The following is a 23,025-nucleotide window of genomic DNA, read 5'->3' as shown; positions in this document are numbered from 1 at the left end:
AAAAGGCGGTCACCATGCCATCATTTGATATAGTTTCCGAAGTCGATCGTGTCGAACTCAAAAATGCAGTTGATAATGCCAACCGAGAACTTGACTCACGCTTTGATTTTCGCGGCGTTGAAGCTCGAATAGAGCTGAAAGAACTTACCGTCACATTGCTTTCTGAATCCGACTTTCAAGTACAACAACTGTACGATATTTTTGCGAATCACTGCGCCAAGCGAAACCTTAGTATGGCCGGTACCGAATCACCACAAGATCTCACGCACAGCGGAAAAACCTACAGTGCCACAGTTACCTTCAAACAAGGCATTGATCAACCCTTAGCCAAACAAATAGTTAAGCTGATAAAAGACGCCAAGCTAAAAGTGCAAGCTTCAATTCAAGGTGACAAGGTTCGGGTGTCAGGTAAAAAACGCGATGACCTACAACAGACCATCGCACTTTTACGCGAGTCTGATATCGAGTTGCCTCTGCAATACGAGAACTTTCGCGACTAAAGATTAAGTTGGCACTATAAAGCGTTTAGCACGGCCCCGATCATCAGCCACAACGCCGCTAACGCTGATAAGCCCAACATGACTCGTGTTCCTAGTGAAGCACCGCCATGGTCATGATCATGTTCCCCGTGATCATGCTGTTGGTGGCGCCAATGCAATAAGATCAGTGCCCCCGTTACGAGTAATCCCACCACATTTAAATAGAACCCATAATTTAATTTGAAGTGGTCACGCTCAGCAATGTCTTGCACACTGCTAGCGTCAGGCAGACTATCAAACGCGGCGAGACCGTAGTGCATTAGTAAAGACGCCACTACTAGGCAGGTAAACAGCATCGCCGCAATATACAATGCCATTTTCCAACCATAGTACTGTGCATTGATGCGTAATACCGGCAACACCACAAGATCGGAAAAGATAAACGCCATCACGCCAGCAAAAGCAACACCTTCACCAAACAACACCGCAGCGAGGGGAATATTGCCCATTGAGCCGATGAAGGTGAAAAATGCCGCAATGGGCCCAACAACAGTCTGCTGAAGCACCTGCCAGAAGCTTAAGTCGGCACCACTAGCGCCAGCCCCTTGGAATAACCAGGTAAAAAATTCTGAAGGTACAAACGCGGAAATAAGCCCAGCTACAGTGAAGCCAATCAGAATGTCCTTCCACACCATTTGCCATTCCATGACATAGCGGTTAGCGACCATCTGCCACAATTCAGGATCCGTTAAGTCGCCCCAATGACGTAGGTTATAGCCACTTTCATCGGCGGCACCTTCTTCATTGTCACGCGCCTCGTTGATGAGCTGCCGCGGCCGCGTTAGCTTGACAAACAGCCACGCCAACACGATCAGCAAAAAGCCACCAAGATATTCACCAAGCACAAACTGCCAACTCAGGAAAACCGCAATAACAAAGCCAAGCTCAATCACCAGATTGGTGGATGCCAGCATAAACGCCATAGATGCAGTGAACGCAGCACCTTTATTGAATAAAGCTCGCGTTGTAGCTAGCGCAGCGAAACTACACGAGCTCGATATAAAACCGAAAAAGGTGCCTAATGCTATCGATTTAGCGCCGTCATCACCCATTACCGCACGCATTTGTCGGCGTGTTACGAGTACTTGAATAATACTGCTGATAAAATAACCGAGGATAAAAGCCCACAAAGCCATCCAAAAGAAACCCAAGCTGGTGGTTGCCGCCGCTTGCCAGTTACCGATAAAGTCAGTCATGAAGCTTGTCCTCAATGGGTTGGTGCTATCTCATTGTTCTTATTCATTATTGGTATCTCGACTTAAACATAGCATACTATAGCTTGAGTATTGAGCCCGAGCTCCTACGAGCGGAATTACGAGCGAAACAACCAGCGGAAAAAGGAAAAGCTATGACTGAGCATTGGCAAGCACGAAGATCCGGACCTTCACCCCAACGTCCTGGCGATCGTCGCACCCCCTGGCAACGTGACCGTGCTCGAGTGCTGCACTCCGCCGCTTTTCGCCGCTTGCAGTCAAAGACGCAGATCATGAATGTCGGAGAAAATGACTTTTACCGCACACGTCTGACGCATTCGCTCGAAGCTGCACAAATTGGGACTTCGCTGATTAATCAATTGCATCACGTCGGCAACGAAGACGAGCGCACGCTGTTGCCCGATCTCAATTTAATGGAAACCCTCTGTTTGGCGCACGACATTGGCCACCCGCCATTTGGGCACGGCGGCGAAACAGCACTTAACTTTAAAATGTTGGCTTCAGGCGGATTCGAGGGTAACGGCCAAACGTTTCGCATCGTCGGAAAACTCGAGGCTTATCATGCAGAGCATGGTATGGACCTTACCCGCCGCGCCTTACTTGGCTTACTCAAATATCCGGTGCTCATGCCCGAACTGGAAGCTCCAGCTACCCTCGACAATCCTGGTAGTCTGGCCCAATGGCGACCAGCAAAAGCTTTATTTGCCTGCGATGCGGACTTGCTCGATTGGGTACTTGAACCTCTGAACGACGCCGATCGTGAACGCTTCCAAGCCGTTGAACAGCTCGATAAATCGCCGTGGCAACGCTCCTTACACAAGAGCTTTGACGCGTCATTGATGGAACTTGCAGATGACATTGCTTATGGGGTACATGATCTAGAAGATGCCGTGGTCACCGGCACACTCTCAGAAGCCCAATGGCACGCGCACCTTGATCACGTCGTCAATACACTCGACGATGAACTTGGCACGCTCATGGGTAAACTCGGTACGCAACTGTTTTCTAAGGAACACAGTGTACGCAAAGATGCGATTGGCGCCTTGGTCAATATTTTTGTGACGGCGGTTCGCGTCGAGCAAGTGCTCCCCGCAGCGCAGGAACCACTCATCCGCTTTAATGCAGTGTTACCCGAAGCACAACGTTTTCTGCTAGATAGCCTTAAAGCGGTGGTTTTCGAACATGTAATCAATCAACCTTCAATTCAGCAATTACGCTATCGCAGTCAGACCATGCTGCTTAATTTGTTCAGTGCATTTCACAATGAGCCGTTGCGTCTGCTCCCGCACAACACACGAGCGCGCTGGCAAACGGCCTACGACAGCCAAGGCCAAGCGAGTGCTGACCGTATTTTGTGCGACTACATTGCCGGAATGACAGATGATTATGCCGAACGCATGTACAGGAACCTTTTTGTGATCTGAGTCATTGCAAATGCGAATAGTTTGCATTTATAATCAACCCCGCTTTTCAAATCATGAATTTTGGGGGAAACATGCGTTATTCATTTCTGGCCGGCGCTATTGCCGTCGCCCTGACCAGCAACACTACTTATGCTGCCGAAGTCGCTGAGACCGAAGCTGATGCTGCTGAGGTTATTCAGATTATCGGCGATAAAAAAGCTGCGCGCACAGTCGCCGGATCTAGTGCCGTCGTCGCACCAGAGCAAATGGAAGTTGAAGTTCACACCGACATTAACCAACTACTCAAAACCGTACCAGGTGTGTACATCCGTGAAGAAGACGGCCAAGGGCTACGACCCAACATCGGGATTCGGGCAGCCGCTGGCGGCCGTTCCAGCAAAGTAACACTGCTTGAAGATGGCGTCATGAGCGCGCCTGCACCCTATTCAAATCCAGCAGCTTATTACTTCCCTGAAGCCTATCGTATGCACACCATTGAGGTGCTTAAAGGCGCTCCTTTGCTGCGTTATGGACCGCAAACCACAGGTGGCGTGGTAAACCTAGTCACGACGCCGATCCCACAGCAGCGACAAGGGCAAGTGACGTTACGCCTAGGCGAAAATAACAGCCGTGATATTCATGCTTATTACGGCGGTACTGAAGGCGCTTGGGGCTGGCTCATCGATACCGTGCAACGCGACAGCGACGGTTTTAAAGACATCGACCGCAGCAACCGTGATGCCGGCCATGATATTGAAGACTATTTGGTGAAGCTGCGTTGGTCCGGCGTTAACCAAAGTTTGACGGCGAAAGCACAGTACTCCGAGCAAGTTTCCAACGAAACCTATGCGGGCTTAACTGATGCCGACTTCAACCGCAACCCTAAACGACGTTACGGCTTGACCGCTATTGACCAAATGGACAATCAACATAGCGGTTTAAGTTTGACTTATGAGGCGGATTTGGCCGACAACCTTAACTTGGCGGTTGTCGGTTACCGCAATGAATACAAGCGTGACTGGTTCAAAGGCAGCCCAAGCTCACTGATCGCAGCCGCTAATGCGGGTGACGGCCAGGCACAAGCTGTGCTTGACGGTGAGCTCGACTATCAAGGTTTAAGCTACAAACACAACAATCGTGCCTATGAATCTTATGGCGTTGAAGCACGCCTCAAGCTCAATTTGCATACGCACGAAATTGAGTTGGGCTTACGCGACCATAGCGACCGCATGGATCGTTTCCAACCCGTTGAAGTATACGATCAAGTGAACGGCAGTTTAGTGTATCAAGAGACCATTCAGCCAACCGGCGGCGATAACCGTTTAGAAGGTGCCGATGCAATGGCTTTCTGGCTCGCTGATGTGTGGCAAGCCACCGCGAACTTAAAAGTGCAAGCAACCTTGCGCTATGAAGACGTGGACACGTTCCGCCACCAATTCGCTACGGTTGATCGCTCAACCACGCCTAGCTCGCGCAGCAGTAACGCACAAGAGTGGTTGCCAGGCGTATCGTTCACCTATGATCTAAATGACAATGTGCAAGTGTTAGCTGGTGTGCATCGCGGCTTCGCACCACTTGGCGGCGGTGCAACTGCAACTGATGAACCGGAAACCAGCACTAACTATGAGTTCGGTGCGCGCTATCAAGCACAAGACCTGTTCGCCGAAGCTATCTTCTTCCGTAGCGACTTCAACAATCAAGCGGAAAGCTGTTCGGTTGCAAGCCCATGTAGTAATGGCGCAACGTCCGGTAGTTACGTCACTGGCGAAGCATTAGTACAAGGTTTAGAAGTACAGCTCGGCAACGAATGGCAACTTAGCGGGGCCCGTATGCCAGTCAGCTTTAGTTACACTTACACCAGCGCTGAAATTAGCGAAGATAATGCTCTTACTGGCGTCCAAGACGGCGATACGTTAGCCGATATTCCCGAGCAAATCTTCAGTGCGCAAGTAGGCTTACTGATGGAAAATGGTTGGGACAATCACGCCGTGGTGAAATACATGGATGAGACTTGTGTCAGCGTTGGCTGTCAGCGCAGTGACAGTCCATTTGCCACCACCGAGTCACTACTTACAGTGGATTGGATTAGTCGTTACCCGCTAAATCCGCAGACGACGGTATTCTTGAAAGTTGAGAATATTTTCGACGAGCAAGTCATTATTTCACGTTTGCCATACGGTGCACGGCCGAACAAACCACAAACCGTATCGGTAGGTTTTGACTATCGGTTTTAAGTTCTGACTTGAACTAAGAGAGGGTCGCCGACAGGATAACTATGCCTTACCCTGCTCGGCTACCCACTTCAATACAGTCTCTAACGGCTGCGGACGACAGAACAGGTAGCCTTGCATTAGGTCACTTCCATGCGTCACCACAAACTCGCGCTCACCTTCCGTTTCGACACCTTCCGCAATCGTTCGCACACCAAGCTCTTTCGCTATCATCAAGACCCCGCGCGTTATCGCTGAATTGCGTCCGGCGTTATCAATCCCAGAAATAAAAGTGCGATCAATCTTGATGCCATCAACGGGCAGTTGATTAAGGTAACTTAAACTGGCAAAGCCCGTGCCAAAGTCATCAATCGCAACGCGCAATCCTAATTCACGCAGTTGATGCAGTAGGTTAATCATGTGTTCGCTATCACGCATGAACACGTTTTCGGTAATTTCAATTACAATCTGCCCGGGCTCGATGCCATAATCGCGCACCGTCGCAGCGACATTCTCGATAAAGTCATCGCGGTAAAACTGTAGTGGTGAAAAGTTCACACTCACACTATCTAAACCAGCGTTAACGAGTGCCTTTGTATCACGACACGTGCGCTCAAAAACCCAATCCGCGATGGCGATAATCTGCCCCGTCGCTTCAGCCAATGGAATAAAATCGTTCGGCGGAATATAGCCTTTGTCGGGGTGATTCCAGCGCACTAATGCTTCGACTGCACGCGGCTTACCCAAACTATCGACTATCGGCTGGTAAAACAGCTCAAACTGCTCTTTCTGAATTGCCTCTTGCAGGTGGGTACGTAGTTCAACTTGTTGTTGCATGCCCGCATCGAGATTAGAGCTATACCAATGCCATGAGCTGCCACCACGTCGTTTGGCTTCGTACATCGCCACGTCGGCGCGCTGGATTAGCTCGACCGGATAGTTAAAATCAGCACTATTATCGGCGATACCCACCGTTGCTGACAGCGACACTTCCAAGTCGTCAAAGCGGTAAGGATTATGAAACTGCGCCAATAGGCGCCCTACTAACAACGTTACTTGTTCTCGCTCTTGCACACTGGTAACTACTGCTACGAACTCATCGCCACCAAAACGTGCGAGCAAGTCGCCTGGGCCTATTTGTTGACGCAGGCGCTCAGCAGTTTCCACTAAAATACGGTCGCCAACAGCATGGCCAAGACTGTCATTAATCGGTTTAAAACCATCTAGATCGATGAATAAAACAAAGACCTGTGCAGCATCCTCACCCGTCATCGCCAGTGCCCGCGCAAGGTGATCTTCCAGTGCGTTACGGTTCGGTAAACGCGTAAGCACGTCATGCTTGGCCATAAATTCGAGGGCTTCTTCGCGTTCAACTCGGTCGGTAATGTCGCTCTGCAAACCAATGAAGTGCGTCACTTTGTCACCATCGCGCACAGGCGAAATGAGTAAGTCGTTCCAAAACGGCGTGCCGTCTTTGCGGTAGTTAAGAATGGTCACACGCACTTCGGTTCGGGTTTGCAGCGCATGACGGATCTTGGCTACCGTTGCCGGATCCGTTTCCGGACCTTGCAAAAAGCTACAGCTACGGCCGAGCAAGTCATTGTCGTCCTGATAGCCAGTGATTTCTTTAAACGCTGGATTGGCATAAATAATTGGGTAAGGTTTTTGACTCGCGTCACTAATCACCACGCCGTTATTGCTCGATTCAACACTACGTTCGAGAATTTTCAGCCGTGACTCGTTGCGTCGTTGAACGGTCATGTCCTTGGCAATGCCGTGTACACCGGTGATTTCGCCATTAATAATAATGGGCATATTAGTGATGTCTAAATCCCGTAACTCGCCATTACGGTTATAAATTTTTATTTCATAGCGCTGCGGTTTACCGGTTTTGGTGGCTTCAAAGTGGGCTCGCGTTCGCTCACGATAGGATTCCGGCACTACCAGCTCATAGTGCTGACCCAAAACTTCTAACTCATCAAAGCCAATCAAGTCCGAACCGGCGCGGTTCAAACTCATAAAGTTACCCTCTAAATCGAGGGTAAAAACCGCTTCGGGGTTATAGCTAAATAACGACCTATTGTGTTGCTCACTGCGTTCACGCTGCACACGGTCATTGTGCTGATCGATAACTAACGCTACCAAGTCACGACTACGCTGCAACAAATCAAGTTCGCGCAGGGTAGGCTGCCGACGCTTACGAAAGTAAACGGCGAAGGTCCCGATCACATTTTTATGTGCTGGAGACAGCACTGGATACGACCAGCACGCTTTCAAATCAAAGCGCTGAATAATATCGCGGAAAGCATCGAAACGTTGGTCTTTCGACATGTCCGAGACGATCACTGGAACCCGACGATAGGCAGCCGTACCGCAAGCACCCACGCCGTCAGCAATAGGTAATCCTTGTAATTCTGCAACAAATTCAGCAGGTAAACTTAGTGCACTTGCAGCATTCAGTTCTCGCTTGCGATCATCGACCAACATCACTGAACACAGTGCATCGTCGATTTGATCTTCAATCAGCGCGCAGATGTCAGTGAGCTTTTCTTCCAATGATTTATTCTGCGCCAACGACGCCAAGGTACGGAATTTAGCGGCCACTAAGCGCGCTAGACGCACTCGTTCACGATGGCCTACCCACCAGCCGACAGCAATCGATGCCACAGCGAGGAGCAGGCCATAAACCAAAAGTTGATGTTCCCAAGCAAGTTGCTGAAACGCCAAATTTATTCCTTAGGTTCGTTGTGAACGAAAGCGATAACGATGCCAAGCAAGACCCACGACCAACACCAGCAGTCCCACAAAGACTGTGTTCACATCTAACATTGCGGCCAAACTAATGCATCCAACGAGCCCTAGCACCGACCATATTTTGCCGATAAACCGTTGCTCATGTTGTACCTGAAGTGCTGCCAAATTAGTAATCGAATAATAAATTAATACAGTAAAGGCACTAAAAGTCCATGCCAAGCGAATTCCACCCAAGGCGGCGATACCTATCATTACCAACGCTGTTACCATCGTAGCCTTGGGGGCAGCTGTGCGGGTAACGTTCAAATTTGCCCAACTACGTGGTAAGTCACCGCGACGTGCCATTGCCAACACCACACGCGATACCCCGAGCAGCAAATTTAAGGTGACGCCAAGCATCGCTAAAATGGCGCCAACAAAAACAAAGTCACGAGTGAGCCCCGGCGTCATGAGCTGAGTCAAAATGAAGTCTTCGCCAATATAAAGCGGGTTGCGCTGCAGCAATGCCCACGCCACCGCTAGGTAAAGCACACTCACCACAACCATTGTCAGCACAATCGCGCGCGGAATGATCCCGCGCGGCTCTCTTACTTCTTCACCCATGGTGGCAATACGTCCATAGCCAGTATAGGCCACAAAAAGTAACGCTGCGGCAGCTAGAAAATCTTTAAGATTGAATGCGAGGTCTTCGCTATAACTTGCGGTCGGTCGCGGCGCCTGCGCTGACCACACAACAAAGGTCAAAAGAGCAGCAATCGCTAGACAGACCAAAAGCGCATTCACCTGATTCGAGCGGCGCAACCCAGCGAGCACCAACAAGGTGATGAAGATGAGAAAGCTCACCGCTAACAGAACCACCGCCCACTCAGGCCAGGCCAAATATTGATTAACCAGCCAAGCACTTGCCAGAGCAGCTGCCGCAGCCGATGCGCTCTTTGCGGCGATAAAAAACCAGCCGGCAATAAAGCCTAAGTCATGATTTAGGAACTTATAACCGTACTCATAGGTGCCACCGCTAACGGGGTGAATCGCTGCGAGTTGAGCGCTAGAGAGCCCGTTACATAAGGCAATAAAAGCAGCCAAAACGATAGCGTAAAGTAACCATTCACCCGCCAATGCATAACCGAAGCCAACGCTGACGAACGCGCCAGTACCTATAATCGAGCCCAGGCCTAAAATAACGGCACCCGTTAACGACGTTGAGCGAACCAATTGCTGTGTCATGCAATCCTCTTTGTGTTAATGACAGAATAATAACGTTCAAAACTTTGTACAGCGGTAGTGATGGCAGTGGATCGCTCTATGTGCTCGCTAGCATCAGCACAAAACCGTTGGAAATTTTCCCAGTGACATGCACCGTCGCCGCTGAAGAATAAACAGCGGTGCCCCACAAGACGCTTTTCGATCGCCCGCGCCAAAACCATGCCACCCAGTCGCGAACCCTCTAACACATAAGTTGCTCCTACCGCTTCACTTAAGGAATGAAGGGGCGCAACTTGGCCTTCACCAGAGTCAGTAGCAGGGTGTAATTGGTAAATACTTACCCCAAGCTGCTGCAATTCTTGTTCTAGCAAATGCTTGCGAGGTTCGGGTTGATAAGTATGCTTTTTTACACGCCAGAAATCGACGACTCGATCTTCTAATTCCGAGTGCGCTAGCCTCATTTGCGCCAGCGTTTCACGGTAGTGTGTGAACGTTAAATCACGGTGCATTAACCGCGCGAGAAGCGGATGATGATCCAACTTTCGGTGTGCACTACAGGTCGCTTGTTTGAGATCTTGAAACAGCTGCGTCATGTTGGACCTTACATCCGATCTAGATAAGCCTGAGTTACGTAATACTAGACACATTAAGACAATGATGGCAATCCATGACACATCGAACTGGAATCATTTGGTTACGCGAAGATTTGCGCTTAGATGATAACCCACTAATTCATAAAGCTGCACAGGAATGTGAGCAGTTACTTTTTATCTACTGCGTGAACCCTAAATGGTTTCAAGCTAACCGATATGGGTTGCTGACGATTGGGGCTCACCGATGGCGCTTTTTACTTGAATCCCTAACGGATTTACGTAGCCAACTAAAATCGCTAGGCCAAGAGCTTATTGTCACCATGCAAAGCCCTCTGCACACGTTCGCTGAGCTGTTGGCTCATTATCCGATCGATGTCGTCTACAGCAGTGAACATGCTGGCTACTATGAGCGTGTCTATCAGCAGCTTTTGCAGCGGCGTTACCCGCTCATTAAGCACCATGTTGTTTGCACTAATACGCTCTTTCGAGCGGCGCAATTCCCTTTCACGCTTGCTGAGCTCCCTGAAAGCTTCTCCAAATTCCGCCGCACACTCGAAAACGACAATTTACGTGACGCGATCGCCGAACCCATCGCGCCACCACGCCAGTTACCCCCACCGCCGCCCTTTATCGACGCATGGGTACGTAAACACGCCAGTGTATTACCAGCGATAACGACAACGGCAAATCCGCACTTTACTGGCGGCGAACGCGCCGCATGGCAACACCTACAAAGCTATTTTGCAAGTGATTCAGCCAGCAGCTACAAGGTAACCCGTAACGCGCTCGACGACTGGTCATCGTCGACAAAACTATCGCCGTGGCTCGCCAATGGCTCGTTAAGTGTACGTCGCGTGCAACATGAACTGCGTAACTACGAAAAAAGCCAAGGTGCCAATGAAAGTACCTACTGGATTTTTTTTGAATTACTCTGGCGCGAATACTTTCAATGGTATGCCCATAAGTATGACCATGTTCTGTTTCGTTTTGCGGGCATCCAAGGTAAACGACCGCAGACCAGCTTCTATGCTGCGCGCTGGCAACAATGGTGTAGTGGTACCACGGCTTATCCGTTGGTGAATGCCTGTATGAACCAATTAAATGCCACGGGCTACATGTCGAACCGTGGACGGCAGCTGGTTGCCAGTTGCTTCGTTCATGAACTCCAACTTGACTGGCGCTATGGCGCAGCTTTTTTTGAACAGCAGCTCATCGACTACGATGTTGCCTCCAATTGGGGCAATTGGCAGTATCTTGCAGGCGTTGGCGCCGATCCGCGCGGCCATCGCCGTTTTGACCTCGACAAGCAAACGCAACAGTACGATCCGAACCAGGCGTTCATTCAACATTGGCAAGGTGACGTCGCCGCTCAACCCGATTGGATCGACGCCGCAGACTGGCCACACTCAACGTAGTGCTTGCCTCTGCCAGGCAATCACCGCTACTATCAACGGCATGCTCAATACATCAGCAACCCTTAGGTTGCGTTATGAGGTAGCCTTATGAAAACAATAATAAAAGCACTACTCGGATTGGCCCTAGTGGCACCGCAGGTAAGCGTTACTGCCGCAGCCTACGAGGCTGACCAAGGGCGCGTGTTTACCAGCGCCGACAACCTTTCCGTACTCAGCTATAAAGACCGTATTGAGCCCGAAAATCGTATGCTTAACACACGGCTGACTGAGCTGTTACCGAAACTGATGAACGAAGCTGAACTCGATATGTGGCTGATCATCAATCGTGAGTACGCAGAAGATCCTGTGTATTACACGTTGGTACCGCAGCCCACTTTTGCCGCACGGCGAACCACCATGCTGGTCTTTAACCGGTTAGCAGACGGCAGCATCGAACGACTTTCGGTCAATCGTTATCCACTTGGTGAACCCTACGAATCAGCATGGGCCGGCGGCGAACTTGATGCGCAGTGGCAAGCTCTCGCAGATTTAATCGCCGACAAGAACCCGCAACGCATTGGCATTAATGTGTCTCGCGATTGGCCAGTCGCCGATGGCCTGACCCATGGTTTGCAACAACGCTTGCAAGAAGTACTGCCAGCCGAGTTAGCACAGCGTCTCGTCTCTGCTGAAGAGCTTGTGGTGCGTTGGGTTGAAACTCGCACAGCGGAAGAAATCGAAGTTTACCCGCAAGTGGTCAGTTTAGCGCGGGCCGTCATTGCGGAAGCTTTTAGTAACCGCGTTATTACTCCAGGCGTCACGACCACGGAGGATGTCGCATGGTATATCCGCGAGCGCTTTGCCGAGCTGCAACTGCCAGTCTGGTTCATGCCCTATGTAACCTTGCAACGCAAAGACCAAGGCTGTACCGATGAACAGCCGTTCTGTGGACAAAGTGGCAAGACCATTCAACGTGGCGATGTTATCCACACAGATGTGGGAATTTGTTACCTTAAACTGTGCACAGACACTCAAGAACTTGGTTATGTCCTCAATTTTGGCGAGACCGATGTCCCCGCAGAACTACAAGCCGCGTTGGCTGTGGGTAACCAATGGCAAAATCACTTGACCGACGCCTTCAAGGTCGGTCGCACCGGTAACGAAGTGCTTGACGCAACCATCGCAAAAACGACTGCCGAAAGCATGATCACCAGCACCTACACGCATCCTTTAGGCTTTTACGGGCATGCCCCAGGCCCCACCATTGGCATGTGGGACAATCAAGGCCCGACACCGATTCGGGGTGACTGGCCTTTGTATGCCAACACTGCCTATGCCATTGAGGGGAATGCCAAAGTTCCACTCGACATGTGGGACGGCCAAAACGTACAAATTATGCTTGAACAAAGTGCATTATTTGACGGTAAACGCGTCACTTATTTAGCGGGTCGCCAGACGCAATGGCATGTTATTCGTTAGCAGGAATCCTTATGAATAGTTCATTTCAGAGTATTTGTGTTTATTGCGGTGCCAACCCTGGCTTCAGCCCCGTCTATCAAGACGCTGCGCTACAACTCGCCGACGAACTCAGTCAAGCGGGGATTACGCTGGTATACGGGGGCTCAAGCGTCGGCCTCATGGGCATTCTTGCTGATCGTGTGTTGGCTAACGGCGGCAAGGTGATTGGCGTGATCCCGCAAGCTTTAGTGGACAAGGAGCTTGCTCATGAGGGACTCACAGAACTTCATGTGGTCGAATCCATGCACGCTCGCAAAGCCAAAATGGCGGAGCTCGCCGATGGCTTCATTGCGCTACCCGGCGGTATGGGAACCTTAGAAGAACTGTTCGAAATGTTAACGTGGGCCCAACTTGGCTTCCATCAAAAAAGCTGTGCAGTACTTAATGTTGACGGTTATTACGAAGGCTTATTAAGCTTTCTCGAAGGCGCGATTTCGCAGGGTTTTATTCGCGACGAGCACCGCCATTTATTACTTAACCATAATGACCCACACACCCTGTTGGAGCTCATGGCAGCTTACGAGCCACCCACGCAGCCTAAATGGATCAACGCCAACGAAACTTAAGTAAGGATTTTTTATGCGTTCAATAGTTCTAGCAGTTTGCCTGTTTATTTTTGCTCCCCTTGCTTCGGCGCAAGAGGCACGTCCAATTAGTGATGCAGAACAGTTTGCGGTCACCAGTGCCGTCGAGGACTTTCTTTACGGTGCTTCAGTGAATGACGTACACGCCCATGATGTGTTTTGGGCACCAGAATTAACCTACACAAGTTCGTCTGGGGTGCGTTTTGGTAAGTCGCAACTGATGGAAGGCATGATCGACACGACCATGATTCCTGAAGATGAAGTGACCGCATGGTATACCGCCGAAGACATTGAGCTCAAAGCTTTTGGGCCGAGCATTATTATCAACTTCACCTTAGTTTCAACCGATGTCGCCACGGGCAACCGCGAGACGTTTTTGAATACCGGCGTGATGGTCGAACGCCGAGGCCAGTGGCAGGCAGTTAATTGGAATGCCACTCGTACCGCCACACCACAAACCGCTGACTAATCACCAATAGTTGATGCGCGGCCAGAACACCAGTTCGTTATTGTCAGGAACCACATAACCTTCGAACTGGCTGGCCGTGGCACAAGCGTGATTAGGTAAAATCCGCACCTGGTCGCCAACTTCCAATGGCGGTAACTTCGCTTTGCTGCCTTTGCGCACCGCTACGATTCCGTGCTCTTGGCTGGTGCTACTCACAATAAGATCTTGGTACGGTGTACCATCCATCGCACACACTACCCCGTAGCCTTGGTCAAGTTCTTGCTGAGCCGTACCGCGATCGCGTGATAACGCCATCCATCCAGCATCGGTCATAATCCATCCCTTGTCCGGTCGATGACCAATCACCGTCGCCACAACACTAATCGCAATATCGCTAAGCGCACAAACATGTAATCCGGCCATAACCAAGTCTTGAAAGACATAAACCCCGGCACGGACTTCGGTAACACCGCTTAAGTTTTTCGCAAAGTGAGCGGTCGGCGTCGACCCCACGCTTACCGTTGCGCAGTCAATGCCAGCCTTCTGTAGCGTGTCGCGCACAGCTACCGCGGTGGCACGCTCGTGTTCAGCAGCGGCCTCTTTTGCGGCTTTATCGGGGCAATGATAGGAGCCCCCTGCATGCATTAAAATCCCCGAAAATTGATTATTTTCGTGCAATAGCTGCGCAATTTCGACGATTTTAGGGTCATTCTTGGTCAGCCCCGCACGCTCACCATCACAATCAATTTCAAGCAATGCCGGAATCGTAACGCCGGCTTTTTGCGCATAACTTACCACAGCCTGCGCTTGGGCCATGCTGTCGAGCAATACACGCACCGTGACGCCGGACCGCAATAGCTCTAATACTCGCGGCAATTTATCAGGACTAATCCCCACGGCATACGTAATGTCAGTAAAGCCATGCTCCGCAAAGTATTCCGCTTCTTTCAGCGTTGACACGGTGATCGGCCCCACGCCATTGGTAAATAAACGCCGCACAACATCAATCGACTTCGCCGTTTTTACATGCGGTCGTAACGTCACGCCAAGCTTGTCCATGTGCGCTTGCAGCCGGTCAATATTACGTGTCATTTTGGCAGTATCGAGCAACAAATAAGGGGTCGTTAAATCGGCGAGGTTGATCATCGCGAGCACCATCTGGCTTAAATGAGATGAACCCATTATGGAAGAGCTTCCGCAAGCTCACAAGTCAGAGTGAAGAAATTCGTAAAAAGCTACCTTTTACTCAACTTAACAGCTATATAGATCATCACGTACATGAACATACGTCATGTTCATGACTTTCAAGGAAGCTTCACCATGTTTAATGAATTCAAGAAATTTGCCATGAAAGGCAATGTCGTGGATATGGCCGTAGGTATCATCATCGGTGGTGCTTTTAGCACTATTGTGAAAAGCTTTGTTGCGGACATCATCATGCCACCCATCGGTCTGTTGCTTGGCGGCGTCGACTTTAATGACATGTTTATCGTTCTTAAAGCTGGGATCGAAAACCCAGGCCCTTATGTGGCCCTAGCGGATGCCCAAGGAGCAGGTGCCGTAACCATCAATTACGGGCTGTTTATTACCAATACAATTAGCTTTGTCATTGTTGCCTTTGCCGTCTTTTGGCTGGTTAAAGGTATGAATAGCTTGCGCACAAAAGAAGAGCCAGCGCCGGTGACGACCAAGAGTTGTGATTTTTGCTTCTCGTCAATACCGCTAAAAGCCACACGCTGTCCAAACTGCACGTCAGAGCTACCACCTACTGAGAGTTAGAGCTTTAATTCCGCGAAGGCTGGTTCATGGAGGCTGCTGAGAAAAAGTTTCGTATCACTTTCAGCAGCCCCTGTCACATGTGCAAATTGCCCAGTCGGATCTTGCAAGCTGCGCAACACATTACCATTCACATCAATCGCAACTAAATGGCTGTAGCGCTGCGCTTGTGGACGCATAAAGCTAGGTAGGCGCTGGACAATTGTGCGCACAAAAGGGTAATTCGATAGCGCATCAAGGGGCGCACTGCGAGGGCTAACGAGACCAATCCAAAACTTACCGTTGGGCGCATCATTAATATTATCGGGAAAGCCCGGAAGGTTCTCCATCACGGCTTCAATTCGTCCATTGTTATCATCACCAATACCAATGCGCAGAATACGGTAGCTACCGGTTTCGGCGACCAGTACCCAACGGTTATCATGACTTACCGCAACGCCATTAGCGAAGTGCAAACCTCCAAGCACGGTATACGTACGACCACTACTCGCATCATAGGCAAGTAGGCGGCCATTGCCAGCATGCTCCATAATATCCAGCAAACTCGCTTGGTAAGTGCCGTACTGGTCCGCAGCAAAACGTGACGAGGCATCGGAAAAATAAACGGTACCATCGGCAGCAACGTCAACATCATCGGCGTAACGAACCTCGCGTCCATCGACTTCGGTCACCACAAGTTCAAGTCCGGTTTCGACTGACCAGCGCATGAGTCCTAAGTAGGCATCAGCAATCCATAAAGTGCCATCTGGGCCGAATTCTAGTCCTAACGGACGACCACCCGTCGTCGTCACAATAGAGAACTCACCATTGTGTTCGCGCCGCACAATATCACCATTCAGCAGGCCAAATACTGGCCGGCCTTCACTGTCTAAAGCTATGTCTTCTGGTCCCTGCGAATGCGGCAAAGCTACTGACTGCGCGTCCTGCAGAGCATTATTTTGTGCATAAGCACCGACAAAACCTTGATCACGCGGGGCATTCCACGCCCGCGGCTCGATAGGTACCGGCCAAAATAATAGGTAGCCAATGACAACCAGCACAACAATGACCGCACTCGGCGCTAGCGCATGACGTTTCGACATGATCTGAAGTCCCTGTTGTTATTCTATGTGCTTGTTTACAAACGCTTCGACACGTTCAGCGGTCTGCGCTGGGCGCTCGACCATGGGCATATGCCCAACACCTTCAAAAATCTCGAGTTCGGCGTTGGGAATGCCTTTATACCACACTGCTGCTGAACTCACATCGAGCAGTTGATCAGCACTTCCCCAAATAATCAATGACGGTACGGTAATTTCATTTAAACGCCCATCAAGCTGATCGAGATTGCGAAAATCTTCGGCGATTTGAATGTATTCCGCTTTGTGTTCTTGATAACGCTTGGCCATGCTGCGCAGCACAAACTCCGGAATATAAGGAGGCTCAGCCATGGTCATGGCATAAAACTCTTGAAAGTCTTCCCAGCCATCAATTTCAAACGGTGATTGGCCTTGCTGGAAGAGTTTCTCGGCACGACTCGGAACCGGAGCCGTCACACCCGCTGGGTCAATGACCACAATGCCATCGGTTCGCTCGGGGTATTGCAGCGCAAAGTTCGCAGCAATCAGTCCTCCCATAGAATTACCGATAACCGTTGCCGTGTTAATGTCGAACGCATTAAGCAACCGTTCTAACCGAGTGGCTTGAGCACTTGGACTATAACTCCATTGTGGGTCAAAGCCCGTTTCACCATGACCGGCCAAATCTGGAATGATGATGTTGTACCGGTCATCAATGCGATTCGCAAAGCGTAACCAAAGTTCTTTCGAGGCGGTGTAGCCGTGCAACAGCAACAACGTTGGCGCATTCTCTCGCTGCGCAGTGCGCCGGTACACTGAAAAAGTAATGTCACCCAAAGCAACCTCACCTTTCGCAAAACCGTAAAGCGCCGCTTCAATGCGCTGCGTGCCCTGATAGACCAGCTGTCCAGTTAATGGATGCCAGGTCGCCCCCCACAAGACAATAAAGGCAATACCTACACCGAGTAAAAATTTTCTCATGTCGATGCTCCGTGTTTAAAGTTGTGGTCTTGTGGCCGAAAGCGCCAAGCTAAGTAGCGATAGACAAAGCTGAAGCCGGGAAACATGGCGGTAACTTTACCGCTGTTACTTTGATACCAGCTATGGCAACCACCCGTTTGCCAAACGGTGCGAGCCATCTCATGATGAATTTTGTCAGTGTAGCGTTGTTCTGCTGCCTTAGTAACCTCTACACTCGAGGCATCACGCTGCGCCAATTCCTGTATCACCCGCATGATATAAATCATCTGCGATTCTATTACAAAAATAGCTGACGTATGACCAATACCGGTATTCGGACCGGTGACCAAAAACAAATTTGGGAAGCCTGGCATCATGGTTCCTAAGTAAGCCCGCGGATAATCTTTCCAAGCATCATCGAGGCGTTGCCCGTTGCGGCCGACCACATTAAAACCGAGTGCCCCATCGGTAGCCTTGAACCCCGTTGAATAGATGACCAAGTCTAACTCGAGTTCATGTCCTTGCTGGGTTACCAGACTGTGTTCGGTAAATTCCCGAATGCCATCGTTGCGGTCATGCAAGGTGACCTTGTCACTCGCTAATGCAGGGTAGAGCGTATTCGATACGATAATTCTTTTGCAGCCAATGGTGTAGTCCGGCGTTAGTTTTTGACGTAATTCTACATCTGCGATCTGTTTTCGGAGATGGGCGCGCGCTTCGCGCTCGGCAAAAATCTTCAGTAGCGTGCGGGAGTATTTGAACGCCAATACCCGCCATTCGAGCGCCCAATAAATGATTTTTCTTACCACTTGATAAAAAGGCTTTACCCCCAAGAGCTTGCGAAACCATGGCGCAAAATTGCGATCGGGACGCGGCATAACCCAGTGTGGCGTACGCTGAAACACATGCAAATGCTCAACCTGCTTGGCGATCGCCGGAATCACTTGTGCGGCACTGGCGCCACTGCCAATAATCGCCACACGCTTGCGAGCATAATCGTAACTGTGATCCCATGCATTGGTATGAAAACGTGTACCGCGGAAATTTTCTTGGCCGGCAAAATCAGGTATCAAAGGATTACTTAGTGGCCCCTGAGCACTAATAACCGACTTTGCAAAAAATACTCCTTGGCTGGTCGTCACTTGCCACTGTTGCGGTTCATCGAGCCAACGCAGCTCTGTAACGTTAGTGTTCAGTTTGGTTTTGTCAGCCAACCGATGTTTCGCCAGTACTCGCTTAGTGTAGGCTTCAAGCTCGGGCTGTTCAGCAAACATTTGTGACCATGGATACGGCTCACTTGCTAGCGAATACAACGGCGACTGCACGTCAACTTGCGCTCCCGGATAAGAATTTTGGCACCACGTTCCGCCCATAAACGCGCGACGTTCGAGCATCACAAAGTCAGTCATTCCCTGGCGTAACAACTGCAAAGCCGCTGACTGACCACCAAAGCCAGTACCAATAATGATGACGTTGTAGGTGTGTTGTGCCGTCGCCAAAGTTGAGTGTCCGCAAAATGTAAATGTCACCTACAAATTAACGGTTTTATCAATCATATTCTACACTTGTAGTAACTTTTAACAGTTCTCACACTCTTCAATTAACGGCACACATTCATGACCCATGACCGCGATAAGCAACGCAGCGAAGCACGGTTTCATAAGCTTTTTGATGACACTCAAGCCATGTCGATTCAGGGCTATCGTGCTGATGGCACCGTGGTGTATTGGAATGCCGCATCAGAAAAGATCTACGGTTACGCAACGCCGGAAGCGCTCGGACAAAGTCTTTACGACCTAATCATTCCAGACGAAATGCGTGAAGATGTTAAACAAGCGGTGGCTTGGATGTTCGAGCACCAACAAGGCATTCCGACAGCACGCCTGAACCTTAAACACAAAGACGGCAGTACGGTGCCGGTTTATTCAAGCCATACCGTGGTGGCGCTACCAAATGATGAACCGATCATGTTTTGCATGGACGCTGACATGCGCGCAATACCTCCGCCGGCTAACTCAGTCGCCCGACAATCTTGCACGCCTTGGCAAGGACGAGTTTGCCATTGTCCTGCCAAGCGTATATTCCTCTTATGATGCGGTCGCTGCACAGGCCGAACAACTAGCTATTGAAGTCCTGCAGGCGCTCGAGACGCCACTAACACTCAATGACGCAAGTCACAAACTCTCGGCATGTATTGGCATTACCCTGTTTCGATGTCCGAACCCAATGGCTGGAGACGAGCTGTTAAGACAAGCCGACATTGCCCTGAAAACAGCGAAGCGATCGAGCGACACCGCTATCAGCTTCTTCGATCGAAAAATGGAGTCTGCGGTAAAACAACGTCTACAGTTATCTCAAGCACTCAATCATGCTATTGAACGTCACGAGCTTAGTCTCGCCATGCAACCTCAGGTCAATAAATACCAACAGCTCATTGGGTTCGAAGCTTTGCTACGTTGGCAGCATCCCGAACTTGGTGAAATTTCGCCAGCGGACTTTATTCCATTAGCTGAAACCACTGGAGCCATCTTAAAAATTGGTGACTGGGTTTTAGAAAAGAGCTGTGAAACCTTAGTGCGCTGGGCAACCAGCTCAAGGTCAAAGCACCTCAAATTATCACTCAACGTGAGTCCAATTCAGTTCCGCCGACGCGACTTCGTGCCGCGTGTGGAGCAGCTGCTCAAGCGCACCGGCGCAAATCCAAACAACTTAAGATTTGAGTTGACCGAGAGTCTTATGGCCGGCGACATTAATTTCATTGTCAGTCAAATGAACAGTCTCCGTGAGCTCGGTGTGTCGATGTCACTCGATGACTTCGGTACGGGCTATGCCTCGTTGGCATATCTAACCCAGTTGCCATTGGATGAACTGAAAATCGATCGGGCCTTCGTCCAAGATCTTGACCAGCACGGCAAAGGCGAGCTGTTAACCGAAACCTTGATCAGCCTCGGACGCAGTATGAATTTAGCGGTGATTGCCGAAGGTGTGGAAACCGAAAAGCAATTTGCACGCCTACAAGAGTTGGGTTGCGAATTTTTCCAAGGTTATCTCTTCGGCCGCCCAAGCGTTGACGCTGAACGTTACTTCAAAGACTGAGTGGGTTCACGGCTTGGTAATCCGCGTATCGCTAGGGTTGATAGCAGCACTAGCGCCGCAGAAATAACTAGACAAGCGACCAATCCGTAACTCTGATAGATCCAGCCGGACAATACCGTACCCAGTAAGCGCCCAGCAGCATTGGCCATGTAATAAAAACCCACATCTAACGAGACGCCGTCGGCACGCGCATAGGCCACAATGAGATAACTATGTAGGCTCGAGTTCACCGCGAACAACACCCCAAAAAGGCCAAGACCGAGCATAATACTTACGGCAATAGGCGCACTTTGCCATAGCGCCGCAGCTAACAGTAACGGGCTAAGACTGAGTAATGCGCCCCAGAGCACAGCCTGCCGTCGCGGACTCGTTTCCGCTGTCGCTGTTACACGTGGCGCCACCCCTTGGACAAAGCCATAACCGATAACCCAAGCAGCCAAAAAACCACCTACCTGCCAGTGGTCCCAACCAAGCTGACTCGCCAGAAACACTGGCAATGCCACAACAAACCATACATCACGCGCACCGAACAGCAAAAAACGCGCAGCGGCAAGAATGTTGATCGCCCGACTTTTCGAAAGAAGTTCTTTAAACTTCGGTTTATTCTTCGCAACGCCGGCATCTTTGCGCAAAAACACGAGGCTTAACAACCAAACCACCAACAGCATCAACGCCATCGCTAATACGGCGCCTTGGAAACCCAGCACCGTTAAGAGCAGACCGCCGAGAAAGAAGCCGACACCCTTAAGCGTATTTTTTGAACCGGTCAGGATGGCGACCCACTTATAGAGCTGCCCTTGCTGACTGTCTGGGACCAACAGTTTGATCGTGCTCTTCGCACTCATTTTGTTCAGATCTTTGGCAATGCCCGACAACGCCTGTGCCGCCATGACCCACAATACCGTCAGCCAGGCTGGCGGTACCAGTAACATACCAAGCGCCAGCACCTGCAAGCCAAGGCCGATATTCATTGTGCGGTTGAGGCCCCAACGCGCACCCAACCAACCGCCAAACAAGTTCGTCACCACGCCGAAAAACTCGTAAAACAAGAACAGCATAGCAACTTCAAGAGCACTGTAGCCCAACTGGTGGAAGTGCAATACCACCAGCATCCGCAACGCACCATCTGTTAAGGTGAAGGCCCAGTAGTTGCCCGTTACGAGTAGGTATTGGCGAATCGCCGGCGACAGCTTTGCTAGCATGCGCCAACCTTAGCTACTAGCTCGACGGCTCGATTCGCATAGCCCCACTCATTGTCATACCAAGCGTAGACTTTTACGTGAGTACCATTGATAACGCGAGTCGATAAGGCATCGACAATACTTGAGCGTGGGTCGGTGCGATAATCGATCGACACGAGCGGGCGCTCTTCATACCCTAAAATCCCTTGCAACTCGCCTGCGGCAGCCTCGGCCAATAAACGATTCACTTCTTCAGCAGTGGTTTCGCGCTCCATCTCAAACACGCAATCTGTAAGTGATGCATTGGCCAAAGGTACACGCACTGCATGGCCATCTAAGCGACCTTTAAGTTCTGGAAAGATTTCAATAATCGCGGTCGCCGATCCCGTCGATGTTGGGATGAGACTCTCGCCACAAGCACGTGCGCGACGCAGATCTTTATGCGGCGCATCCAAAATCGTTTGGGTATTCGTAATCGAGTGAATGGTGGTCAGCGAACCGTGTTTGATACCGATTTTTTCATGCAACACTTTCACCACTGGTGCAAGGCAGTTGGTGGTGCACGAAGCAGCCGTAACAATTCGATGTTTTGCAGGGTCAAATAGCTGGTCGTTTACCCCCATGACGAGGTTTAAAGCACCTTCTTCTTTCACCGGAGCCGACACGACAACGCGCTTTACACCCTGTTCTAAATAAGCATTTAGCACGTCAACGGTCTTCATTTTGCCCGACGCTTCGAGCACGATGTCACAACCACTCCAATCGGTGTCATCAATAGCTTTGTTCTGGGTGAATTTCACCGCATGGCCATCAATGACAAGCCCATCACCATCAGCCTGCACAGCTTGCGACCAACGCCCATGCACCGAATCAAATTGCAGCAGGTGGGCAAAGGTAGCGGCATCACCGCCAGGGTCATTTGCTTGGATGACCTCAACATCACTACGCTCACTAAAAATGCGCAAAGCCAAGCGACCAATACGGCCTAATCCATTAATACCAATTTTGATGCTCATAACTGCTCCTAATCACTTAAAGTTGGTAAGGTGAAGTATAGTCGCCAACGTTTACAACAATGTTAAGCTAAATCTGGC

Annotated in this window: 20 protein-coding genes and 1 pseudogene; 11 read left to right on the top strand and 10 right to left on the bottom strand. The window is 50.3% G+C overall.

Translation table 11 applies throughout. The features are described from left to right. Positions 1-14 precede the first annotated feature (14 nt). Entirely contained in the window at positions 15-500 is a 486-nt protein-coding gene (locus tag NV375_RS10425) for a YajQ family cyclic di-GMP-binding protein (RefSeq protein ID WP_258808172.1), read from the top strand. A gap of 14 nt (positions 501-514) precedes the next feature. Here the strand turns inward: NV375_RS10425 and NV375_RS10420 are convergent, their stop codons facing one another. Further along, on the bottom strand, positions 515-1,735 hold the full coding sequence (locus NV375_RS10420) for a permease (RefSeq protein ID WP_258808171.1): 1,221 nt from the start codon (positions 1,733-1,735) through the stop codon (positions 515-517). A gap of 152 nt (positions 1,736-1,887) precedes the next feature. Here NV375_RS10420 and NV375_RS10415 point away from each other — a divergent pair, with 152 nt between their 5' ends. Further along, the gene (locus NV375_RS10415) at positions 1,888-3,177 is read left to right on the top strand and encodes an anti-phage deoxyguanosine triphosphatase (protein WP_258808170.1); all 1,290 of its coding nucleotides are present in this window, start codon (positions 1,888-1,890) and stop codon (positions 3,175-3,177) included. A 71-nt stretch (positions 3,178-3,248) separates the two neighbouring features. After that, entirely contained in the window at positions 3,249-5,390 is a 2,142-nt protein-coding gene (locus tag NV375_RS10410; protein ID WP_258808169.1) for a TonB-dependent receptor domain-containing protein, read from the top strand. Positions 5,391-5,429: 39 nt separating this feature from the next. On the opposite strand, the gene NV375_RS10405 is transcribed toward NV375_RS10410, so the two are convergent. From NV375_RS10405 to NV375_RS10395, 3 genes are read right to left on the bottom strand one after another with little or no spacing between them, the layout of a single operon-like run. Then, positions 5,430-8,093, bottom strand: coding sequence for an EAL domain-containing protein (locus NV375_RS10405; protein WP_258808168.1), 2,664 nt, complete (start codon positions 8,091-8,093; stop codon positions 5,430-5,432). A 9-nt stretch (positions 8,094-8,102) separates the two neighbouring features. Further along, the gene (locus NV375_RS10400) at positions 8,103-9,344 is read right to left on the bottom strand and encodes an APC family permease (RefSeq protein ID WP_258808167.1); all 1,242 of its coding nucleotides are present in this window, start codon (positions 9,342-9,344) and stop codon (positions 8,103-8,105) included. Continuing rightward, entirely contained in the window at positions 9,341-9,916 is a 576-nt protein-coding gene (locus NV375_RS10395; RefSeq protein ID WP_258808166.1) for a biliverdin-producing heme oxygenase, read from the bottom strand. The genes NV375_RS10400 and NV375_RS10395 overlap by 4 nt, the downstream gene beginning before the upstream one ends. Before the next feature lie 74 nt (positions 9,917-9,990). On the opposite strand from NV375_RS10395, the gene NV375_RS10390 reads away from it, so the two are divergent. From NV375_RS10390 to NV375_RS10375, 4 genes are all read left to right on the top strand, one after another. Continuing rightward, positions 9,991-11,331, top strand: coding sequence for a DASH family cryptochrome (locus NV375_RS10390; RefSeq protein ID WP_258808165.1), 1,341 nt, complete (start codon positions 9,991-9,993; stop codon positions 11,329-11,331). Between the two features lie 87 nt (positions 11,332-11,418). After that, positions 11,419-12,789 (top strand): M24 family metallopeptidase, encoded by a 1,371-nt coding sequence (locus NV375_RS10385; protein ID WP_258808164.1) that lies wholly within the window; start codon positions 11,419-11,421, stop codon positions 12,787-12,789. An 11-nt stretch (positions 12,790-12,800) separates the two neighbouring features. After that, on the top strand, positions 12,801-13,394 hold the full coding sequence (locus NV375_RS10380; RefSeq protein ID WP_258808163.1) for a TIGR00730 family Rossman fold protein: 594 nt from the start codon (positions 12,801-12,803) through the stop codon (positions 13,392-13,394). Between the two features lie 13 nt (positions 13,395-13,407). Next, positions 13,408-13,881: a nuclear transport factor 2 family protein gene (locus tag NV375_RS10375; RefSeq protein ID WP_258808162.1), complete on the top strand. Its 474-nt coding sequence runs from the start codon at positions 13,408-13,410 to the stop codon at positions 13,879-13,881. Here the strand turns inward: NV375_RS10375 and NV375_RS10370 are convergent, their stop codons facing one another. Next, a complete protein-coding gene (locus NV375_RS10370) occupies positions 13,882-15,042 on the bottom strand; it encodes an alanine racemase (protein WP_258808161.1) in 1,161 nt (386 codons plus the stop codon). A 96-nt stretch (positions 15,043-15,138) separates the two neighbouring features. Between NV375_RS10370 and mscL the strand changes: the two genes are divergently transcribed. Continuing rightward, positions 15,139-15,639, top strand: a complete 501-nt coding sequence (gene mscL, locus NV375_RS10365) for a large-conductance mechanosensitive channel protein MscL (RefSeq protein WP_309491687.1) — start codon at positions 15,139-15,141, stop codon at positions 15,637-15,639. Here the strand turns inward: mscL and NV375_RS10360 are convergent. From NV375_RS10360 to NV375_RS10350, 3 genes are read right to left on the bottom strand one after another with little or no spacing between them, the layout of a single operon-like run. Continuing rightward, complete coding sequence (locus NV375_RS10360) at positions 15,636-16,718, bottom strand: SMP-30/gluconolactonase/LRE family protein (RefSeq protein ID WP_258808159.1); 1,083 nt, start codon at positions 16,716-16,718, stop codon at positions 15,636-15,638. The two genes, mscL and NV375_RS10360, sit on opposite strands and share 4 nt — an antisense overlap. An 18-nt stretch (positions 16,719-16,736) precedes the next feature. After that, positions 16,737-17,675, bottom strand: a complete 939-nt coding sequence (locus NV375_RS10355; RefSeq protein WP_258808158.1) for an alpha/beta fold hydrolase — start codon at positions 17,673-17,675, stop codon at positions 16,737-16,739. Beyond that, a complete protein-coding gene (locus NV375_RS10350) occupies positions 17,672-19,153 on the bottom strand; it encodes an NAD(P)/FAD-dependent oxidoreductase (RefSeq protein WP_258808157.1) in 1,482 nt (493 codons plus the stop codon). Before NV375_RS10350 ends, NV375_RS10355 begins: the two co-directional genes overlap by 4 nt. Before the next feature lie 117 nt (positions 19,154-19,270). On the opposite strand from NV375_RS10350, the gene NV375_RS10345 reads away from it, so the two are divergent. From NV375_RS10345 to NV375_RS10340, 3 genes and pseudogenes are all read left to right on the top strand, one after another. Further along, complete coding sequence (locus NV375_RS10345; RefSeq protein ID WP_258808156.1) at positions 19,271-19,747, top strand: PAS domain-containing protein; 477 nt, start codon at positions 19,271-19,273, stop codon at positions 19,745-19,747. Then, positions 19,638-19,880: pseudogene (locus NV375_RS12645) on the top strand (diguanylate cyclase domain-containing protein); the annotation flags it as partial. The gene NV375_RS10345 and the pseudogene NV375_RS12645, both read left to right, overlap by 110 nt. Continuing rightward, a complete protein-coding gene (locus tag NV375_RS10340) occupies positions 19,881-20,750 on the top strand; it encodes a bifunctional diguanylate cyclase/phosphodiesterase (RefSeq protein ID WP_258808155.1) in 870 nt (289 codons plus the stop codon). On the opposite strand, the gene arsJ is transcribed toward NV375_RS10340, so the two are convergent. Together arsJ and NV375_RS10330 are read right to left on the bottom strand one after the other, a co-directional pair. Next, on the bottom strand, positions 20,735-21,952 hold the full coding sequence (gene arsJ / locus NV375_RS10335; RefSeq protein WP_258808154.1) for an organoarsenical effux MFS transporter ArsJ: 1,218 nt from the start codon (positions 21,950-21,952) through the stop codon (positions 20,735-20,737). The genes NV375_RS10340 and arsJ overlap by 16 nt on opposite strands. Further along, positions 21,946-22,947: an ArsJ-associated glyceraldehyde-3-phosphate dehydrogenase gene (locus tag NV375_RS10330; RefSeq protein ID WP_258808153.1), complete on the bottom strand. Its 1,002-nt coding sequence runs from the start codon at positions 22,945-22,947 to the stop codon at positions 21,946-21,948. The genes arsJ and NV375_RS10330 overlap by 7 nt, the downstream gene beginning before the upstream one ends. Positions 22,948-23,025 lie beyond the last annotated feature (78 nt).

The organism is Pseudidiomarina sp. CB1 (assembly GCF_024752025.1).
GTDB lineage: Bacteria > Pseudomonadota > Gammaproteobacteria > Enterobacterales > Alteromonadaceae > Pseudidiomarina.
This window is presented reverse-complemented; position numbering and strand designations above follow the sequence as displayed.

Coding starts and splice junctions, on each gene's coding strand:
- NV375_RS10360 (WP_258808159.1), bottom strand. CDS start 16,718: ATGTCGAAACGTCATGCGCTAGCGCCGAGTGCGGTCATTGTTGTGCTG.
- arsJ (WP_258808154.1), bottom strand. CDS start 21,952: ATGCTAGCAAAGCTGTCGCCGGCGATTCGCCAATACCTACTCGTAACG.
- NV375_RS10415 (WP_258808170.1), top strand. CDS start 1,888: ATGACTGAGCATTGGCAAGCACGAAGATCCGGACCTTCACCCCAACGT.
- NV375_RS10330 (WP_258808153.1), bottom strand. CDS start 22,947: ATGAGCATCAAAATTGGTATTAATGGATTAGGCCGTATTGGTCGCTTG.
- NV375_RS10390 (WP_258808165.1), top strand. CDS start 9,991: ATGACACATCGAACTGGAATCATTTGGTTACGCGAAGATTTGCGCTTA.
- NV375_RS10340 (WP_258808155.1), top strand. CDS start 19,881: ATGGCTGGAGACGAGCTGTTAAGACAAGCCGACATTGCCCTGAAAACA.
- NV375_RS10375 (WP_258808162.1), top strand. CDS start 13,408: ATGCGTTCAATAGTTCTAGCAGTTTGCCTGTTTATTTTTGCTCCCCTT.
- NV375_RS10385 (WP_258808164.1), top strand. CDS start 11,419: ATGAAAACAATAATAAAAGCACTACTCGGATTGGCCCTAGTGGCACCG.
- mscL (WP_309491687.1), top strand. CDS start 15,139: ATGAACATACGTCATGTTCATGACTTTCAAGGAAGCTTCACCATGTTT.
- NV375_RS10370 (WP_258808161.1), bottom strand. CDS start 15,042: ATGGGTTCATCTCATTTAAGCCAGATGGTGCTCGCGATGATCAACCTC.
- NV375_RS10425 (WP_258808172.1), top strand. CDS start 15: ATGCCATCATTTGATATAGTTTCCGAAGTCGATCGTGTCGAACTCAAA.
- NV375_RS10410 (WP_258808169.1), top strand. CDS start 3,249: ATGCGTTATTCATTTCTGGCCGGCGCTATTGCCGTCGCCCTGACCAGC.
- NV375_RS10400 (WP_258808167.1), bottom strand. CDS start 9,344: ATGACACAGCAATTGGTTCGCTCAACGTCGTTAACGGGTGCCGTTATT.
- NV375_RS10420 (WP_258808171.1), bottom strand. CDS start 1,735: ATGACTGACTTTATCGGTAACTGGCAAGCGGCGGCAACCACCAGCTTG.
- NV375_RS10395 (WP_258808166.1), bottom strand. CDS start 9,916: ATGACGCAGCTGTTTCAAGATCTCAAACAAGCGACCTGTAGTGCACAC.
- NV375_RS10355 (WP_258808158.1), bottom strand. CDS start 17,675: ATGAGAAAATTTTTACTCGGTGTAGGTATTGCCTTTATTGTCTTGTGG.
- NV375_RS10345 (WP_258808156.1), top strand. CDS start 19,271: ATGACCCATGACCGCGATAAGCAACGCAGCGAAGCACGGTTTCATAAG.
- NV375_RS10380 (WP_258808163.1), top strand. CDS start 12,801: ATGAATAGTTCATTTCAGAGTATTTGTGTTTATTGCGGTGCCAACCCT.